21 protein-coding genes are annotated in these 17,874 nt (G+C 67.2%); 11 read left to right on the top strand and 10 right to left on the bottom strand.

All coding sequences use genetic code 11. The features are described 5' to 3' along the window. Window positions 1-88: 88 nt before the first annotated feature. The gene (locus C5C07_RS17830) at window positions 89-559 is read left to right on the top strand and encodes a MaoC/PaaZ C-terminal domain-containing protein (RefSeq protein ID WP_004978303.1); all 471 of its coding nucleotides are present in this window, start codon (window positions 89-91) and stop codon (window positions 557-559) included. 21 nt (window positions 560-580) lie between these two features. Here C5C07_RS17830 and C5C07_RS17825 read toward each other — a convergent pair whose 3' ends face one another. Further along, window positions 581-1,099: a VOC family protein gene (locus tag C5C07_RS17825; protein ID WP_050460289.1), complete on the bottom strand. Its 519-nt coding sequence runs from the start codon at window positions 1,097-1,099 to the stop codon at window positions 581-583. A gap of 55 nt (window positions 1,100-1,154) precedes the next feature. On the opposite strand from C5C07_RS17825, the gene C5C07_RS17820 reads away from it, so the two are divergent. The 7 genes from C5C07_RS17820 (at window position 1,155) to C5C07_RS17790 (ending at window position 8,991) form a co-directional block, all read left to right on the top strand. Then, window positions 1,155-2,159: an LLM class flavin-dependent oxidoreductase gene (locus C5C07_RS17820; protein ID WP_115805734.1), complete on the top strand. Its 1,005-nt coding sequence runs from the start codon at window positions 1,155-1,157 to the stop codon at window positions 2,157-2,159. Between the two features lie 180 nt (window positions 2,160-2,339). Further along, window positions 2,340-3,524 (top strand): ABC transporter substrate-binding protein, encoded by a 1,185-nt coding sequence (locus C5C07_RS17815; protein ID WP_004978309.1) that lies wholly within the window; start codon window positions 2,340-2,342, stop codon window positions 3,522-3,524. Window position 3,525: 1 nt separating this feature from the next. Beyond that, window positions 3,526-5,526 carry an ABC transporter permease gene (locus tag C5C07_RS17810; protein ID WP_004978310.1) on the top strand — a complete coding sequence of 667 codons (2,001 nt, stop codon included), beginning with the start codon at window positions 3,526-3,528 and terminating at the stop codon, window positions 5,524-5,526. Beyond that, entirely contained in the window at window positions 5,519-6,283 is a 765-nt protein-coding gene (locus C5C07_RS17805; protein ID WP_004978312.1) for an ABC transporter ATP-binding protein, read from the top strand. The genes C5C07_RS17810 and C5C07_RS17805 overlap by 8 nt, the downstream gene beginning before the upstream one ends. Continuing rightward, window positions 6,280-7,008 carry an ABC transporter ATP-binding protein gene (locus C5C07_RS17800; protein WP_004978314.1) on the top strand — a complete coding sequence of 243 codons (729 nt, stop codon included), beginning with the start codon at window positions 6,280-6,282 and terminating at the stop codon, window positions 7,006-7,008. Before C5C07_RS17805 ends, C5C07_RS17800 begins: the two co-directional genes overlap by 4 nt. Before the next feature lie 79 nt (window positions 7,009-7,087). Continuing rightward, entirely contained in the window at window positions 7,088-7,471 is a 384-nt protein-coding gene (locus C5C07_RS17795) for a PaaI family thioesterase (protein ID WP_004978316.1), read from the top strand. A 68-nt stretch (window positions 7,472-7,539) separates the two neighbouring features. Then, on the top strand, window positions 7,540-8,991 hold the full coding sequence (locus tag C5C07_RS17790) for an aldehyde dehydrogenase (protein ID WP_115805733.1): 1,452 nt from the start codon (window positions 7,540-7,542) through the stop codon (window positions 8,989-8,991). Window positions 8,992-9,215: 224 nt separating this feature from the next. On the opposite strand, the gene paaE is transcribed toward C5C07_RS17790, so the two are convergent. The 5 genes from paaE to paaA are packed head-to-tail and all read right to left on the bottom strand — an operon-like array spanning window position 9,216 to window position 11,914. After that, window positions 9,216-9,383, bottom strand: coding sequence for a 1,2-phenylacetyl-CoA epoxidase subunit PaaE (gene paaE / locus C5C07_RS21805; protein ID WP_004978321.1), 168 nt, complete (start codon window positions 9,381-9,383; stop codon window positions 9,216-9,218). Between the two features lie 3 nt (window positions 9,384-9,386). Continuing rightward, entirely contained in the window at window positions 9,387-9,830 is a 444-nt protein-coding gene (paaD, locus tag C5C07_RS17785) for a 1,2-phenylacetyl-CoA epoxidase subunit PaaD (RefSeq protein WP_004978324.1), read from the bottom strand. Beyond that, window positions 9,823-10,641 (bottom strand): 1,2-phenylacetyl-CoA epoxidase subunit PaaC, encoded by an 819-nt coding sequence (gene paaC / locus C5C07_RS17780; RefSeq protein WP_004978327.1) that lies wholly within the window; start codon window positions 10,639-10,641, stop codon window positions 9,823-9,825. Before paaC ends, paaD begins: the two co-directional genes overlap by 8 nt. Window positions 10,642-10,643: 2 nt before the next feature. Next, complete coding sequence (gene paaB / locus C5C07_RS17775) at window positions 10,644-10,964, bottom strand: 1,2-phenylacetyl-CoA epoxidase subunit PaaB (protein ID WP_004040859.1); 321 nt, start codon at window positions 10,962-10,964, stop codon at window positions 10,644-10,646. Between the two features lie 5 nt (window positions 10,965-10,969). Continuing rightward, window positions 10,970-11,914 (bottom strand): 1,2-phenylacetyl-CoA epoxidase subunit PaaA, encoded by a 945-nt coding sequence (paaA, locus tag C5C07_RS17770; RefSeq protein ID WP_004978329.1) that lies wholly within the window; start codon window positions 11,912-11,914, stop codon window positions 10,970-10,972. 91 nt (window positions 11,915-12,005) lie between these two features. On the opposite strand from paaA, the gene C5C07_RS17765 reads away from it, so the two are divergent. Beyond that, the gene (locus tag C5C07_RS17765) at window positions 12,006-12,644 is read left to right on the top strand and encodes a helix-turn-helix domain-containing protein (protein ID WP_049905307.1); all 639 of its coding nucleotides are present in this window, start codon (window positions 12,006-12,008) and stop codon (window positions 12,642-12,644) included. Between the two features lie 81 nt (window positions 12,645-12,725). Next, window positions 12,726-13,490 carry an enoyl-CoA hydratase/isomerase family protein gene (locus C5C07_RS17760; RefSeq protein ID WP_115805732.1) on the top strand — a complete coding sequence of 255 codons (765 nt, stop codon included), beginning with the start codon at window positions 12,726-12,728 and terminating at the stop codon, window positions 13,488-13,490. Between the two features lie 55 nt (window positions 13,491-13,545). Here C5C07_RS17760 and C5C07_RS17755 read toward each other — a convergent pair whose 3' ends face one another. The 3 genes from C5C07_RS17755 to C5C07_RS17745 form a co-directional block, all read right to left on the bottom strand. Continuing rightward, the gene (locus tag C5C07_RS17755) at window positions 13,546-14,421 is read right to left on the bottom strand and encodes an amidohydrolase family protein (protein ID WP_004978335.1); all 876 of its coding nucleotides are present in this window, start codon (window positions 14,419-14,421) and stop codon (window positions 13,546-13,548) included. A 143-nt stretch (window positions 14,422-14,564) separates the two neighbouring features. Next, window positions 14,565-15,092 (bottom strand): hypothetical protein, encoded by a 528-nt coding sequence (locus tag C5C07_RS21960; protein ID WP_233510451.1) that lies wholly within the window; start codon window positions 15,090-15,092, stop codon window positions 14,565-14,567. A 793-nt stretch (window positions 15,093-15,885) separates the two neighbouring features. Continuing rightward, on the bottom strand, window positions 15,886-16,491 hold the full coding sequence (locus tag C5C07_RS17745; protein WP_115805731.1) for a bifunctional 2-polyprenyl-6-hydroxyphenol methylase/3-demethylubiquinol 3-O-methyltransferase UbiG: 606 nt from the start codon (window positions 16,489-16,491) through the stop codon (window positions 15,886-15,888). Window positions 16,492-16,653: 162 nt separating this feature from the next. Between C5C07_RS17745 and C5C07_RS17740 the strand changes: the two genes are divergently transcribed. After that, a complete protein-coding gene (locus C5C07_RS17740; protein WP_115805730.1) occupies window positions 16,654-17,022 on the top strand; it encodes a rhodanese-like domain-containing protein in 369 nt (122 codons plus the stop codon). On the opposite strand, the gene C5C07_RS17735 is transcribed toward C5C07_RS17740, so the two are convergent. Further along, the gene (locus tag C5C07_RS17735; protein WP_115805729.1) at window positions 17,003-17,833 is read right to left on the bottom strand and encodes an alpha/beta fold hydrolase; all 831 of its coding nucleotides are present in this window, start codon (window positions 17,831-17,833) and stop codon (window positions 17,003-17,005) included. The genes C5C07_RS17740 and C5C07_RS17735 overlap by 20 nt on opposite strands. Window positions 17,834-17,874 lie beyond the last annotated feature (41 nt).

Below are 17,874 nucleotides of genomic sequence, written 5' to 3'. Positions count from 1 at the left end.
ACGTCGTCCTGCGCTCCCCAAGTAGGCATCGACTGTCAGGAAAGATAGGTATGTAAACTACTTTATCTGATGGCGGTGACGGTGAGATATGGCATACAGCTACGAACCGCACTACTTCGAGGACTTCGAGGAGGGCAAAGAGTTCCAGAGCGTCGGCCGCACCGTCACCGAGGCGGACTTCATGATGCACTCCGCGCTCTCGGGCGACTGGACCGAACTCCACACGAACAGCGAGTACGCGGAAGACACCCAGTTCGGCCAGCGAATCGCCCACGGGCCGATGACGTTCGTCCAGTCGACCGGCTTCGTGTATCGCTCGGGCATCGTCGAGCGCACCGCCATCGCCTTCCTCGGGATGAACTACATGGACCTGCCGAACCCGGTGTTCATCGGCGACACGCTCTCGCAGACGATGGTCGTCTCGGAGCGAAAGGACCTCGGGAGCCGCGACGACGCCGGACTGGTCGTCCTCGAAATCGAGATGACGAAGCAGGACGGTACCGTCGTCCTCGAAGGCGACATGAAGTTCCTCATCAAGACGAAGTCGGCCGAGGAGTAAGCCGGCTCCCCGACAGGAGACTCACGAATCCACCCGCTCGCCGCGGACGAACAACGCGTCGTCGGCTCCCTTCTCGCCGTAGTCGTCGTGGTACTCCATCAACTGAAAGAGCGCGCCGGTCGGGTTTCGCGGCGAGACGAACGCCTCGGTCCAGCCGTCTTCCACCGCGCGCCCCACGACGCGCTCGCCCGCGGCTTCGAGGGCGGCGACCATCGCGTCGACGTCCGACACCTCCAGCGTGACGTGGTGGAGGCCGGGGCCGTGCTCGTCGAGGAAGGTCGTCAGAAACGACTCCCCTTCGACGGGCGCGACGAGTTCGATTCTGGAGGCGTCGCCGAGGACGTAGGTCGCCCACTCGAACGAGCCGTCCGCGACCGTCTCGCGGTGGACGCGCTCGCAGCCGAGCGCGAGCAGCGTCGGCTCGGCGGCCTCGACGTCTTCGACGGCGATGCCCACGTGGTCGACGCGCGCGGCCGGCGGCGCCGGCTCCGTCGCGGTCGCGGTCGTCGAATCCGGGGGTACCGAGTCGTCGGGAACCATCTCCGACGAACTCGGTGTTCCTAACTATTAATAGCTAAGGTGCGAACTCCGAGTCATGAAACTCGGGACGGGACTGTTCACCTGCCAGCGGCGGCCGGACGACGACCGGCCGATGGCCGACCTGTACGACGAGATGCTGACGCTCGGGCGCGCGATAGACGACGCGGGCCTCGACAGCGCGTGGGTGTCCGAACACCACTTCATGGCGGACGGCTACCTCTCGGGGACGATGCCCTCCCTCGGGGCGCTCGCGGCGGCGACCGAGTCGGTCGAACTCGGCACGTGTATCGCGCTCGCGCCGCTGTACGACCCGATTCGGCTCGCCGAGGACGCGGCGACGGTCGACCTCCTCTCGGGCGGCCGAACGACGCTCGGCCTCGCGATCGGCTCCAACCCCCGCGAGTTCGACGCCTTCGGCGTTCCGCGAGACGAGCGCGTCGACCGCCTCGCCGACACGGTCTCCCTCCTCCGCGACGCGTGGTCGGACGGTCCGATAGCGCACGAGTCGCCGTTTCACGAGGGTGCGACCGGCGTCGACGTGACGCCCAAACCGGCACACGACGTGCCCCTCATGCTCGGCGGCGCGGCCAAGCCCGCGGTTCGCCGGGCGGCCCGGACGGCGGACGCGTGGTGTGCGCCGTCGTCGCTCTCCCTCGGGGGCCTGCGCAAGCGCGTCGAGGACATCCGGAGCGTCCGGGAGGCCGAAGGACTCGACGGTGAGTTCACGATATACGTCCTCCAACACGGTTTCGTCGGCGACTCGAAGGCCGAGGCGTGGGACGCGATGAGAGACGGTTACCTCTACCTCCAGCGCCGGTACGCCGAGATATTCTCCGGCGACGAGGTCCCCGAACTGTCCGACGAGCGCCGGGCGGAACTCAAGGCACAGGCCGTCTTCGGCACGCCCGACGACGTGGTCGCGGAACTCGACCGCTACCGCGACGCCCTCGGCGACGATATCCACTTCATCTTCCGCACCTACCACCCCGGAATCGGCACCGACCGGATGGTCGAGTGCGTCCGCCGACTCGGCGACGAGGTCCGCCCGCGACTCGTCTGAAGGGGCCGAATCGGCGGTTCAGGGCCGAACGCGACGTTCTTGTCGCCAGCGAAACGCAAACATTTAAACGTGAAGTTTTTCATGTTACATGTGAACATACATACCATGAGAGACGATTGTTCAGCGGACAGCGGCGCACAGCCGCGTCCGTCGCGGCGACGGTTCGTACAGGCGGCTGGGTTGGCGGGCGTGACCGGGCTGACGGGCGTCGCCGGCTGTCTCGGCGGCGGTGGGGGCGGCGGGTCGAACGCCATCACCTATGGAGTGATTAGCCCGATGACCGGCCCGTACGGCGGTCTCGCGGTCGGCCAGCGAAACGGGGCCGAGTTGGCGATACGACACGTCAACGAGAACGAGGACATCGACGTGGAGATAACGGGCGTCTACGAGGACACCGAGGCGGACCCCTCGACCGGCCGGCGGAAGGCGCAGTCCGTCGTCGAGCAGGACGGCGCGTCGTATCTCATGGGCGCGATATCGTCCAGCGTCGCGCTCGCGCTCAACGAGTTCGCGGCCGAAGAGGAGCTCATCTACAACCCCGGCGGGGCCGCGGTTCCCATCACGGGGTCGAACTGCAACGAGTGGGTGTTCCGCGCCGAGACGAACACGGCGCAGATGGCCGAGGCCGTCTCCGACTACACCGCCGAGAACCTCGGGACCAAGGTGTGGTTCCACATCGCCGACTACGCCTACGGCGAGTCGGTGATGCAGCGCGTCGAGCGCCGCATGCGCGACGGCCACGACATCGAAGTCGTCGGCCGGAGCCGCTCGCAGCTCGGCTCGACCAACTACAACTCCTACGTCAGCCAAATCGCCAACTCCGACGCCGAGGTGGCGGTTCTCGGCATGACCGGCGGCGACCTCATCAACTTCGTCAAGCAGGCGGCGAGCCAGGGGCTCAAAGAGAGCGTGAACCTCATGTCGCCGACGATGACGTTCTCGGTCGTCCGCGGCGCGCTCGGCGAGGCCGCCTACGGAACCTACGGCGGGGTCCGCTACCTGCCGACGCTCGAAACGGGCGACAACCAGTCGTTCGTCGAGGCCTACCAAAGCGAGTACGACTCCCTGCCGGACAACTTCGCGCGGGCCGCGTACATGTCCATTCGGATGACGGCGCGGGGCATCGCGGAGGCCGGCTCGACCGACCCCGCGGAGGTCAAGGAGGTGCTTCCGGGCCTCGAAATGGACACGATTCTCGGGCCGAACCAGTTCCGCGACTGCGACCACCAGGCGATGAACCCGGTGTGGCCGGGCGAACTCGTCGCGCCGGACGGCGGGAGCGGTCCCGCGACCGTCGAACTCGGCGAGATGATAGCCGGGGCGGACGCGCTCCCCGACTGCGGCGAACTCGGCTGCTCGCTCTAGCATGTCGGTCGCTAGTGCCGTCGCCGAGCAGGTCCTCAATGGGCTCGTCGTCGGGATGGTGTACGTCCTGCTCGCGGCCGGGCTCTCCATCATCTTCGGCGTCATGGACGTCATCAACTTCGCCCACGGAGAGCTGTTCGCCCTCGGCGCGTACTTCGCGTTCGCCATCGCCGGCCCCCTCGGCGGCGCGGGCTTCTGGGTCGCGCTCGTCGTCGCGCCCCTCCTCGTCGGCGTCGTCGGGATGGGAATCGAGCGGCTCACCGTCAAGCGGCTGTACGGCCGCGACCCGCTGTACCACATCCTCCTGACGTTCGGACTCGTCCTCATCATCAACGACCTCATCACGTCGGTGTGGGGCAAGTCCGCCCAGCCGTTTCCGGTTCCCTCGGTCCTCGACCAGCCGGTCGCGCTGTTCGGGTTCAACTACTCGCTGTACAACTACGGCATCATCGTCTTCGGGTCGGCGCTGGCGCTCGGCACGTGGCTCCTGTTGAACCGCACCCGCTTCGGGATGATAATCCGCGCCGGCTCCGAGGACCGCGAGATGGTCCGCACCCTCGGCATCGACATCGACCGCTACTACACCCTGACGTTCGGATTCGGCGCGGCGCTGGCCGGCGTCGCCGGCATCGTCCTCGGCGCGTACCAGAACGTCAGCCCGACGATGGGGAGTTCGGTCATCATCCCGGCGTTCGTCATCGTCGTTCTCGGTGGCCTCGGGTCGTTCCGCGGGGCCGTGGTCGGCGGGCTGTTCGTCGGCCTCGTCCAGACGTTCGCCCGGACGTACGCGCCGTTCCTGGAGGGACTCATCGTCTTCCTGCTCATGATCGCCGTGCTCGTCGTCAAGCCGACGGGGCTGTTCGGCACGAGCGTCGGCGCGGGCGACCACCACGACGGCGCGCTCCTCCACGGCTCCGGCGGCGGCGTGCTGTCCGCGGAGACGCGCGCGAAACTCGGCTACGCCGGCGTCGGCGCGCTCCTCGTCGTCCCGCTTCTCGCGGAGGTGACCGGCGTCACCTACTCCGTGACGCTCCTCGAAGACATCCTCATCTGGGCGCTGTTCGCGCTCAGCCTCGACCTCGTGCTCGGCTACGCGGGTCTCGTCTCGCTCGGTCACACGCTGTTTTACGGGGTCGGCGCGTACGCCTCGGTCCTCACGCTCATGCACGTCTCGCCGTCGGTGTTCGTCGCGCTCGTCGTCGCCGTCGCCGTCTGCGCGGCCATCGCGTGGGGCGTCGGTTACCTCTCGATACGCGTGTCCGGGGTGTTCTTCGCCATGATAACTCTCGGGTTCGCGGAGCTGTTCTACAACGCCGTGTTCAAGTTCGACTTCACCGGCGGCTCCGACGGCCTGTTCGGCGTCGACGCGTTCTACGGCCTCGCCGGCCTCGGCATCGACCCCGGCGAGTTCGCGGTCCCGCTGGGACCGGTCGTCCTCGACGGCGGCGTCGTCCAGTACTACTTCCTCCTCGCCGTCGTGGTCGGGTCGTACCTGCTGGCCCGCCGCCTCATCCGCGCGCCGTTCGGCTCGGTGCTGCAGTCCATCCGCGAGAGCGAAGAGCGCGCCTCCTTTATCGGCTACGACGTGACCGCCTACAAGCGCCGCGCCTTCGTCGTCTCCGGCGGCCTCGCAGGGCTCGCCGGCGGACTGTTCGCCGCCAACAACGGCTACGTCGCGCCGTCGTTCCTCCACTGGATAAACTCGGGCGAGGTCATCGTGATGACCGTCCTCGGCGGCATGGGGACGCTCTACGGACCGATGCTCGGCGCGGGCGTCTTCGTCGCCGCGGAGGACGTGCTCTCGTCGTACATCGACCAGTGGCAGCTCGCCATCGGCGTGCTGTTCGTCCTGTTCGTCATCTTCGTGCCGCGGGGGCTCGTGTCGCTCCCGCGGACGGTGGCCGACCACCCGCTTTTCGAATCGGCCGTCGGCGACCGGTTCCGCGACCGCGTCGGCGAACAGGCCGGTGTCACCGACCCGGAGGTAGACCGCCATGAGTGACCCCATACTGCGGACGGAGAACCTGACGAAGGAGTTCGGAAAGCTCGTCGCCGTCGACGACGTGACCCTCGACGTGGAACGCGGCGAGTTCCGGAGTCTCATCGGCCCCAACGGGGCCGGCAAGACGACGACGTTCAACCTCCTGACCGGCGCGCTCCGGCCGACCCGCGGCACCGTGACGTTCAACGGCGAGAACGTGACCGCGCTCCCGCCGCACGAGCGCGTGCGCCGCGGCCTCGGCCGGTCGTTCCAAATCACGAACGTCTTCTCGGGGCTCACGGTCCGCGAGAACGTCCGCCTCGCCGCGCAGGCGGCCCGCGAGGGCGGTTTCACGCCGGTCGAAGAGTACCTTCGGCGAAGCGACGCTTTCGACGACGTGAACGAGCACACCGACCGCGTGCTCGACCGGTCCGGCCTCCTGGGCCGCGGCGACGAACCCGCGGACGTGCTCGCCTACGGCGACAAGCGCCGGCTCGAAATCGCCATCGTGCTCGCCACCGACCCGGACATGGTGCTTCTGGACGAACCGACCGCCGGCATGAGCGCCGAGGAGACGCGGGCCACGATGGACCTCATCGACGAGGTGCTGTCGGACCGGACGCTCCTGCTCATCGAACACGACATCGACCTCGTGATGCGGGTGTCCGACCGCATCACGGTCCTCCACCGCGGCGAGGTGCTGGCCGAGGGGACGCCCGAGGCCGTCTCGGAGGACCCGGAGGTCCGCGAGGCCTACTTCGGGGGTGTCGAGGCGTGAGCGACGAACCGCTCTTGTCCGTCCGCGGACTCGTCTCGGGGTACGGGTCGACCCGCGTTCTGCAGGGCATCGACCTCGACGTGCCGCGGGGGTCTGTCGTCACGCTCATCGGGCGCAACGGCGTCGGCAAGACGACGACGCTCCGGAGCATCCTCGGGAACGTCCCGCCGTCAGCGGGGACCATCACCTTCGACGGGACGGACATCACGACGCTGTCGCCGGAGAAGACCGCTCGCGAGGGCATCGCGCTCGTCCCCGAGGAGCGCCGCGTCTTCCCCGGCCTGACCGTCACCGAGAACGTCGAAATCGGCCGTATCGGCGGTCGGCGAGACGTCGAGAAGCCGAGCGTCGACGCCGTCGTCGACGAGTTCGAGAACCTCGCGCGCCACCGGAACAGCCGGGGGGCGAACCTCTCGGGCGGCGAACAGCAGATGCTCGCTATCGCCCGCGCGCTCGTCTCCGCGCCGGACCTCCTGTTGCTCGACGAACCGACCGAAGGGCTCGCGCCCGCTATCGTCAAACAGGTCCAGCGAAAAATCGAGGAACTGAACGACGACGGCGCGACCATCCTTCTGGTCGAACAGAACGTGCAGGTCGCCCTCGACGCCGCGGACTACGTCTACATCCTCGACAAGGGCCGGGTCGTCCACGAGGGCCCCGCCGACGAGGTCGCGGCCGCCGACGAGGTCCTCGACCGGTACCTCGGCGTCTCGATGGCCGACTGACTGCGACCGGCGTCTCGCCGGTCGCTCGGTCGGGGCCGACCGACGAAACGAACTTAACGCACCTGTGCGAACTGGTGGCATGGACATCGAAGAGTTCTTCGAGAGCATGCCGTTCGCGCGGCTCTTGGGCGTCGAAGTCACCGAGGCCGCAGACGGGCACGCGGAGGGCCGCATCGAGATGCGCGAGGAACTGTCGTGGAACGCCGACCGGGTGATGGCCCACGGCGGCGTGACGTTCACTCTCGCGGACACGGTCGGCGGCGCGGCGCTCGTCAGCGAGGTCGACCAGCCCGTCCCGACTATCGACATGCGAATCGACTACCTCAACGCGGGGACCGGTGACCTCCGCGCCGAGGCCGACGTGGTCCGACTCGGCGGCGACGTGGGAACCGTGGACGTGGACGTGTACGCGACGGACGGGAATCACGTGGCGACTGCGAGGGGAGTCTACAAGACCGGTTGAGTTCCCCGCCCGTCGCACAGTTAGTAATCAACAATAGTTAATATTATGCGCGAAAAGGGTATTTCGTAATGGAATACAGTGGCCCGACCAGTCTCTACATCGACGGGGACTGGGTAGCCGCGGCATCGGACGAGACCATCGAGACGCGCGACCCGGCGACCGAAGCGCCGTACGCCGAGGTCGCCCGCGCGGGCGAGGCGGACGTCGACGCCGCGGTGCGGGCGGCGAACTCGGCGGGCGCTCGCGGCGGCGAGTGGGAGACCACGAGCGCGGCCGAGCGCGGCGAGAAACTGCGCGCGATGGCCGACTTCATCGAGGCGCGGAAAGACGAGATAGCGCTCGTCGAGTCCCACGATAACGGCAAGACGCCGTTCGAGGCCGGTATGGAGGTCCAGATGGTCGTCGACACCTTCCGCTACTACGCCGGGTGGACCGACAAGGTGACCGGCGAGTACAACCCCGTCCCCGGCGGGCGCGTCAACTACACGACCCGCGAACCGCTCGGCGTCACCGGACACATCGTCCCGTGGAACTACCCCTTCCAACTCGCGGGGCGCAGCCTCGCGCCGGCGCTCGCCTGCGGCAACACGGCGGTGGTAAAGCCCTCCAGCCAGACGCCGCTTTCGGCGCTCTACTACGGCCTCGCGGCCGAGGAAGCCGGCCTCCCCGACGGCGTGGTGAACGTGGTTCCCGGGAGCGGGTCCGAGGCGGGGTCGGCGCTCGCCTCGCACCCCGACGTGGCGCACGTCACCTTCACCGGCAGCACCGAAGTCGGTAAGGGCGTCATGGCCGACGCCGCGGCCACCGTGACCGGCGTCACGCTCGAACTCGGCGGGAAGGGCCCCAACGTCGTCTTCCCCGACGCCGACCTCGACGCCGCCGCCAAGGGCGTCCACTACGGCATCTTCATGAACGCCGGCCAGATGTGCTGGGCCGGGTCGCGCCTGCTCGTCCACGAGGACGTGGCCGACGACCTCGTCGAGCGAATCGTCGCGCGCGCCGAGTCGACCCCGCTCGGTTCCGGCATCGACGACGACGGTCGGATGGGGCCGGTCGTCAGCGAGTCCCACCGCGAGGACGTGTTGGAGTACATCTCCCTCGGCGTCGAGGAGGGCGCGACCATCGCCTGCGGCGGGGGCGTCCCCGAGGACAAGGAGACCGGCTACTTCGTGGAGCCGACGGTCCTCACCGACGTGACGAACGACATGACCGTGGCCCGCGAGGAGATATTCGGCCCGGTCCTCGTCGTCACCGAGTTCTCGGACCGGACGGAGGCGATCGAACTCGCCAATGACTCGCCGTACGGGCTTCTCGCCGGCGTCTGGACCGAGGGGCTCTCTCGCGCCCACCGCGTCGCCGACGCGCTCGACTACGGAATGGTCAGCGTCAACGAGTACCCGGTGACGTTCCCGCAGACGCCCTTCGGCGGCACGAAACAGAGCGGCCACGGCCGCGAGCAGGGCGCGGAGGCCGTCCGCGAGTTCACGCAGGCGAAGAACGTGAACCTCAACATCGGCTGACTCGGCCGCCAATTCGGCCCGTAATCCGCTGGACGCTTCGGCCCTCAACTCACTTCCCACTGAACGCTTCGGCCCTCAACTCACTTCCCACTGAACGCCTCGGCCCTCGACCCACTTCCCACTGAACGCTCCGGACCGCGACCCGTCGTCCCCGGACCGACCGCCTCGGCTCTCCGCGGAGGTCGTTCCAGAAAAACCGCTCTTCTCCAGTCTCTCCGCCGATGCTATTCGAACCGCTGGAACGGCTCTTGACAGTCGTTACAGAAGTGCATCGACCGGCACAGTCCCGGCCCCTTCGGATGCTCGCGGACGGTGTTCGTGCCGTCGCAGTACGGGCACTCCGCGCCCGACGTTTCGCCCGTCGTCTCGGTGCTGGGGTCGAAGCGGCGCATCGCTCACACCCCCAGTCCGAACTCGCGGAGGGCCTCGCGGCCCGCCTCGGTCACCATGTCGACGGTCCACTCCGGCGTGAACCGGAGTCGCACGGACGCCTCGTCGACGCCGGCCGACAGAATCGCGCACTGCACGTCGTTTTCGAGGTAGTCGCGCGCCGGACAGCCGGTGTAGGTCAGCGTCATCTCGACGATGCCGAGCGTCTTCGCCTCGCCGTCTTCGCCCTCCCGCTCGACGACGCGAACGTCGTAGATGAGACCGAGGTCGACGATGCTCACCGGCATCTCTGGGTCCTCGATTTCGTAGAGGGCGTCCCAGATGTCGGCTTCGACGCCCGCGGCTCCGACGCCCGTCTTCGGGAAGCCCTCGGGGACCTCGCCGTCGGCGTACTCCGTGTAGCCGCAGGCGGTCGCCTCGGGCGCGTCGTCGGCGCTCACGTCAGACACGCTCCCTGCCGATTCTCGCCGGCTCGGGCGCTTCGAGCTCATCGTACGTCCGCCGGAACTCCGCGGCCAGTTCGTCCCAGTGGTCGGTGTGGGTGCCGTCGCGGCCGCGGGCGCTCGGGCGCTCGACCTCGTCGGGTTCGGGCACGTCGAGCCCGAGCGATTCGAGGTACGGGATGACCGTCTCCAGCCACTCGATGCGGAGGTCGGCGGTAGACATCGTCCGGAAGCCGTTGTCGACGATCGCCGCCTCGTGTTCGGGCTCGGCGAAAAGCGAGAGCGCGTGGGGGAACAGCCGGTCGAGCGCGTCCTGCACCCGGTCGCGGCTGTCGCCCTCGGCGAGGCGGTCGAGCCAGCTCTGGGCGTTTTCGAGGTGGTAGCGCTCCTCGCTCAGCACCTTGCCGACGCGGTCGGCGAGCGGCGCGTAGCTGGTGTCGACGAGCGCGTCGAGGCGCAGGCGCTCGGCGGCGTCGTAGAGGTAGCTCCGCAGGACGACGTCGGCCCAGTCGCCCTCCGCGAACGGGAGTTCGACCAGCGTGGCGTGCCTGAACTCGTCGGCGGGGCGCTCCCAGATGAGTTCCGCCTCGGTGTGACCGAGCTCTTCGAGCAGGTCGTACCACAGCCGAGCGTGGCCGAACTCGTCCTGTGCGACGTTCGCCAACGCGAGGTCGGATTCCAGCGTCGGCGCGTAAATCTGCCACTCGATGAGGCGCTCGCCGTGGACGTACTCGTCGTCCGCGAGGCGGAACAGCAGCTCTTCGAGCGCGGCGCGCTGTTCGGCGTCGAGGTCTTCGGGGTTGAGCGTCGCTGGCATGGTTAGCTGTCCGCCTCGAGCGATTTCTCCACGTCGGCCTGCTCGGCCTCGCTTTCGGCGACTTCCGGCGCGGCCGGTTCGATGTCCGTGTACGAGGTGGCCCAGCGGTAGGTCTTGTCGGTCGTCCCGCCGAAGCTCGTCTCGTCGGCGTCGATTTCGCCGATTTCGTCGTGCGGGACGACCCACAGGCTGTGGGTCTTCATCCGCCGGCCGTGCTGGACGGCCGCGAACTGGAGCGCCAGCTCGCGGTCCGGCGCGTGGACGTTGCCGCAGTGTTTGTGGTACGCTCCCGGTTTGTCCTGTCTGAACACTTCCCAAATCATGGTTCTCAGTCCGCCGCCTGCGGGGTTCCGGCCCCCGACGCGCCCTCCCAGCCGTGCATCGATTCGCGCACCCACTCGACCGCCTCCTGTGCCTGTGCCCGGGAGTTGATCTGCTCGTGGCTCCCCTCGGAGGCGTTCTTGGCGATGGTCCAGAACTCGTCCCAGTTCAGGTCGTCCTCGTTGACGTGGTAGGTGTCGAGTTCCTCGTCGTACTCGATGCGCGGGTACTCGGGGACGACGAGGCCGTACTTCTCGGCCTTCGGGACGTACGTGTCGAGGAAGGTGTCGCGCAGTTCGTCGTTGGACTTCGTCTTCAGGCCGACCTCCTGGGCGAAGTCGTTGTGGACGGACTTGTCGTTGGTCGGGCCGAAGAACTGGATGATTCGCGGCCACCACGTCTCGAAGGCGGCCTGCGTCTTCTCTTGGGTCGCCTTCGACCCGTTCATCAACTCGGAGAGCATGGACTCGCCGTGTTTGACGTGGAAGCCCTCCTCGAAGCACACTTTGTCCATCGCGTGGGCGTACGGCGTCCACGACGTGTTCTTGAGCGTCGCCTGCCGGTGCATGGCCGCACCGTCGACGAAGAAGGCTATCATCGGCACCTCGTGCCACGACTCCATCGGGTAGTGGAAGCAGTTGAGGAACTTGCCGTCGCCGCGGGCGAGTTCGTCCAGCATCTCGTCGCGCGTCTTGACGCCGAGGGACTCGGCCGCGCGGTAGAGCAGTTGCGCGTGGCCGATTTCGTCCTGTACCTTCGCCGAGAACGCCAGCTTTCGGTCGATGCTCGGCGCTTGCCGGATGAACGGCTTTTCGAGGTAGCCGCCCATCACCTCGCTGTTCGCGTGGAACTGAATCATCCGCGTCGCGGCCTTGCGGTACTCCTCGGGCATGTCGTCTTTCGGAGCGAACTGCCGCGGGCCCGCTCGTTCTTTGACGGTTTCGAGGTCCATTGGTCTATCAGGAACTATCATCTATAACTACTTACGAATTGACCCGTCCATGGCCTGCCTTTTTATATCCGTGCCGCGTATGCACACGCCGATGATAGCGGAGTGCCTGGTGGCCGAGTTCCGAATCGACGGCGACGACTGCCCCCTGGCGCGGGCGACCGACGCGGTTCCAGTCGCGGTCGACGCGAACGCGCCGCAACTCCGCGCCGACGGCAACGTCCTGCTTCACTTTTCGGCCCCCGCGGACGACCGACTCCCCGAGGCCCTCGACGCCGACGACGCCATCCGCTACCTCCACGTCACCCGCGGCGACGACACGTACACCTTCCGCTGTCTCTCGAAACACCCCTGCGTCGTTCACGAGCTCGTCGACGCCGGCTTCCTCGTCGAGTCGATGCGGTACGACGACGGCGGCGCGACGATGCGCGGGGCGGTCGTCGGCTACGACGTGCTCCGCGGCGTGATGGAGACGGCCGGCGGCACCGTCGGTATCCAACTCCAGCGCGTCTACCCCCTCCGGGCGGACGAGGAATCGCCCATCGGTCGGGCGTGGGACCTCACGCCCGCGCAGGAAGCCGCCCTCCGGGCGGCCGTCGAGATGGGGTACTTCGACCTCCCCCGGAGTATCACGGCTCGGGACGTGGCGGACGAACTCGGAATCAGCAAGTCGGCGTTCCTCGAACGGCTCCGCCGGGCGCAACAGTCGGTGTTCGGGGCGCTGCTCGCATGAGCCGGGACCGCGGCCGACTCGCTCGGCTCGCCCGGCGGTCCGCCGGCGAGGCTATTTACCCCGCGTCCCCGTAGCGCGGGTATGCGAGTCGACGACGCCGACGGCGTCCGGACCGTGACGTTCGACAGACCCGAGGCGAAAAACGCGTTCACCGCCGACGTGGCCCGAGAGCTCTCGGCGGCGCTCGAAGAACTGACGCCCGAGGCGTTCGACGCCGCGGTGATAACCGGCGACGGCGACGCCTTCAGCGCCGGCGGCGACATTCGGGCGATGGCCGAGCGCGACGAGACCGCCCGCGAGGCCTACGAGCGCGTCCGCGGCACCCTCGGCCGCGTCGCCGAGGCGATTCTCACCGCTCCGGTGCCGGTCGTCGCCCGCGTCAACGGCGACGCCGTGGGCGCGGGGACCTCCGTCGTCGCCGCCTGCGACTTCGCCTACGCCGCCCGCGACGCTCGGTTCGGCGCGTCGTTCGTCAACGTCGGTCTCGTCCCCGACGCGGGCGCGACGGTGACGCTCCCCCGGTTGGTCGGCCTCCGGGCCGCGAAGGAACTCGCCTTCACCGGGAAACTCATCTCGGCCGAGCGCGCCGCCGAACTCGACCTCGTGAACGAGGCGGTCGCCACCGCCGCCCTCGACGCCACCGTGGACGAGACGGTAGAGACGCTCGCCGCACAGCCGACGGAGACGCTCGCGCTGGCGAAGGAAGCGATACACGCGAATCTCGGCCGGTCGTGGACCGACGGCCTCGAACGCGAGGCGCACGCGCAGACCCTCGCCTACGACACCGACGCCCACGAGGAGGGCGTTTCCGCGTTCTTGGAAAAGCGGCGGCCGGAGTTCGACTGAGGACGCCGGTCCCGGCCCGTTTCGTCTCGTCTCGGCCGTCCCGTTCTGTCCCGCCTCAGTCGAGGCCGAGGAACCGTTCCGCGTTCTCCCAGAGGAGCTTTCGCTTCACCTCCTCGGAGGCGTCGAAGTGCTCCTCGAACGACTCGAACCACCGGCCCGGCCGAATCATCGGGTAGTCGGTGCCGAACATCACCTTGTCCTGCAGGACGGTCTTGGCGTAGTGGAGCACCTGCTCGTCGATGTACTTCGGGAGCCACCCCGAGAGGTCCATGTAGACGTTGCCCTTCTGCTGGCAGATGGCGAGTTGCTCTCTCTCCCACGGGTACGCCGGGTGGGCGATGAGAATCTGGAGGTCCGGATGCTCGGCGGCCACGTCGTCGATGAGCATCGGGTTTCCGTACTTGATTTTCAGGCCGCGACCGCCGGGCGAGCACGCGCCGAGGGTGGAGTTCCCGCCGTGGAAGACGACCGGCACGCCGAGGTCCTCGATAGTGTCGAACAACTCCGCGTGCTCGTCGTCGCTCGGGTCGAACCCCTGTGCGATTTGCTGGAACTTGAACCCCGAGAGACCGAGGTCTTCGACGCACCGAACCGCCTCCTCGACGCAGTCGTCTTTCAGGGGGTCAACGCTCCCGAAGCCGACGAAGAAGTCGGGATGGTCGTCTCTCACTTCGGCCACGTAGTCGTTCGGAACCGGCGGATTTCCGGTGTTCGTCTCGGCGTCCCACCCGAGGAGCACCGCCCGCCCGATGTTGTGCTCGCGGTACTCGGCTATCATCTCCTCGTAGCTCCACGTCTCCATCTCCGCGCCGAACCTGTTCGCCGCGTCCCGCATCATCTCGCCGCCGGCGTCTTCGAGGAACTCCGCGGTCGGCTGGTGGGCGTGCGTGTCGATGATGCGCGGCTCGTCGAGCCAATCCAACACGGTCATTCGTGTATGACCGTCGCGGAGCGATAAAAATCGAACGGACGGAGCCAACCGAATGATGGCGCGGCGGCGTTGGCGTACCGCCACGGGAGGCGATTCGACGCGCAGCCCAATCAGTCACCGGCCAATCCGGTTAGGCTCGCCGCTCAGTCGTCGTCTCGGTTCGAACCCTCCCTTTCGTCCTCGGCGAGGGCGCGCGTTCGCGGGTCGATGGCGGGGTCACGCTGCTGTTTTCGAGCGCGACGCTTCGCCGCCCCGACGAGCGAGTCGTCGCCCGATTGCGTCTCGACGAACGTCTCGTCGCCGATGGCGCTCTCTGCGATGTCTCGAAGACTTCCGAGTTTCTCGCGGTCGCCCGGTGACCGACCCCGGTCCCGCCCGTCGCCGCGTCCCGACCCGTGGACGCCTTCATCCGACGACGCGAGCTGAGTGAACTGCGTCGCGTCCGTTATCAGCAGCTGTACTTGGTCTTTCGCGCGGTAGTGGTGGTCCTTCGCACCGGCGAACTCGAACCGCGCGCCCTCGCCGAGGTACGGGTGGCTCACGCCCTCGGGGACGACGAACACGACGCCTTCGGGTGCGCTCTCGTCGGTGAGGTAGCCGAGGATGTCCGGCGTCTCGGGGTCGTTCTTGTTGACCCACGAAACCTCGTCGACGGTCGCCTCCACCGTCACGTACGCCCCGCTCCCGGTGAGTTCCGAGAGCGTTCGGGTCGGATTCCGAGTCTCGGTGTCGCCTGAATCTGTGTTCGAGGCCGCAACTCCGTCCCGATTCGCCGACGATTCCGTGGCCTTGGAACTCGAGCTCGATGGGTCGTCTCCGATTGAGGCGAAAAGGTAGTTCACCTCGTTGCCGCGCCCTCTCATGTAATTCGAGACGGTGATACTGACTCGTTGGGGGCCCGACGAAGCCGAGAGCGAGCTGTCGTCCTCAAAGATACATTTCACGTCAGATTCGGACTCGGCTGATTGTAGAAACCACGCACCGTCGCGCTCTTCGACGGTCACCTCTCCCGTCGAACCCGATTCAGCGAACCAGTCCGTTGACATACCATCGGTTCGAACCCGAAAGAACATATGTGTTTCTCAGATTAGAGAACCGAATCCGGGCGGGCCGGTAGTCCGACTTCGTGTCCGGGACATCGATCGGACCCTATCTTCTCGCCGACCGACTGGTCCGGGGGAGCGTTGAAAAACAATATTATTCGAACACTTTCTCAAAAGAAGACAGCGCGTCGCCGGGCAGTCTCGCAACAGATATTTAGATAAACTACCTTTCAAACCTATATTATGTTTCTGACTCTACTGTCGGTGCCCTGAAAAAGCGGTCTGATATCGGGTGTGAGCGCAATTCAACTCGGAATAAAAAGACGAGTGTTTCAGAAACTCTCTATGATTTATTTTACTTCGGTCGTTATAACGCGCATCAGGAATCCTATGCCACTCCCGATTTGGTGTGTCGGTTTTATTATTGCTCTATTCCTCTCTCCGGGTACGACTGCGCGCCACCCCTCGTGTTCCGCGCGATAATTGTCGCTGTCGCGGAGCGTCGGTCGTCGCGGAGTTCGGTCGACTCGTCGTAGTAGAGTACGGTGAGGTCGAGACAGGCCCGGAGCAGTTCGTTGGAGTCGAAACGGTATCTGTCGGTGCTCGGCCCGACCGTCGCCGGCGGGTCGGCCCGCAGGTGGTGCTGGTAGAACAGGACGCCGCCGGGTTTCAGCGCCGCTTTGATGTCTGCGAGGCGGTCCAGCGTCCGGAAGTAGCTGATGGTGACGAGGTCGTACGTCGACTCGGAGAAGTCGTAGGCCGTCGCATCGGCCTGAATCGTCTCCACGCGGTCGGCGAATCCGCGGGACCGAGCGCGCTCGTCGATGATACTCAGTCCCTCGCTCGACTGGTCGAGCGCGTCCACCCGGTAGCCGTTTGCGGCGAGAAAAAGCGCGTTGCGGCCGTTTCCGGCCGCCACGTCGAGGGCGCGACCCTCGGGCAGTTCGTCGAGGTACGACCGTAACACCGGCGACGGCTCGGGGTCGGTCGGGTACGTTCCGGTCCGGTAGCGCTCGTCCCACTCCATAGGGGCGCTACGCGGACCGCCGTGTTCAAGCTACGGCGTCGTTCCCGGCGGACGGGACGGCGTCGAACGCCCGTGCGACCGACGACGGTCGGCGGGCCGTCGGTAGAGCACCGGGCCGCCGGAAGCACCAGCGCTTTCCGCGCCAGCGACGTGGGGAGAGCCGTGACCACGATTCGCCCCGACGAACTCGACGCCCGCCTCGCCGACGGGGACGACCCCTTCATCCTCGACATCCGCCCGGAGTCGAACTACCAGCGCGGCGCAATCGAGGGGAGCCGCAACGTCCCCGTCTACGACGACCTCCGGTCGGGCGACGACGCCTCGCTTCGAGGTCGGCTGGACGAGATTCCGCGGGACCGCGACGTGGTCGTCGTCTGTAAGATGGGCATCGTCGCGAAGCGGGCGACGGGGCTCCTCCGCGAGGAGGGATACGACGCGGCGACCCTCGCGGGTGGCATGAGCGGGTGGAACGGCTACCAGCGGGGGTCGCTGGGCTACAAACTCCGGTCGCTCATCTGGCGACTGTTCTGAGGCCGTCGAGGAACTCCCGAAGAGCGTCCTCGAAGAACGCGGGGTTGTCGAGGTTCGACGCGTGACCTGCGCCGGGGACCGCGCGGACCGTGACGGTCGGAATCCCGTCGCCGAACGCCGCGGCGTGCCTGCGCACGAACGGGAGTTCGTTCTCGCCGTACAGGACCAGCGTCGGGACGTCGATGTCGCCGAGGACGACCGACGAGTCGGTGAACCGACTGACCGCCCGAATCACCTTCGCGAACTCGTCGGTCGCCATCGGCGGGCCGCGCTCCCGAAGACGCTCGACGTTTCCGTAGTCGCCGCCCGCGGGCGTTCCCGACAGCCGCTCTTGGAACCAGACCATGACCTTCTCGACGCGCTCGTAGCCGACGAGTCGAACGAACGGAATCGTCAACCGAGGGACGACGAGTCGCTGGAACCGTTCGAGACGGTCGAAGACGACCGGGGAGAACGTGTCCGCGAGGACGAGCCCCGAGAGCCTATCTGGGTATCGCATCGCGTACGCCTGCGCGACACAGCCGCCGGTCGAGAGTCCGCAGACCACGGGCCGGTCGAGGTCCAACTCCGAGACGAGCGCCGCGAGGTCGTCGGCGAACAGCTCCATCGAGTACGTCGCCGGCTCCGAGCCGCCGGTCCGGCCGTGTCCCCGGATGTCGTACGAGATTGTCGTGTAGTCGTCGCGCAGCGCCTCAGTCTGGCGGTCCCACTGGCCGTGGTCGAGAACCGCGCCGTGAACGAAGACCACCGGCGGTCCCTCGCCCCGCCGTTCGTAGTAGGTGTCGATACCGTTTGTTCGAGCGAACGCCATGCTATCTAGTGGCGTGCTGAGAGCATGAGCGCGCGCCTCGA

The organism is Haloferax sp. Atlit-4N, from assembly GCF_003383025.1.
Lineage (GTDB): Archaea > Halobacteriota > Halobacteria > Halobacteriales > Haloferacaceae > Haloferax > Haloferax gibbonsii.
Note: the sequence above shows the minus strand (reverse complement) of the source record. Positions and strands in the feature narration are given on the sequence as shown.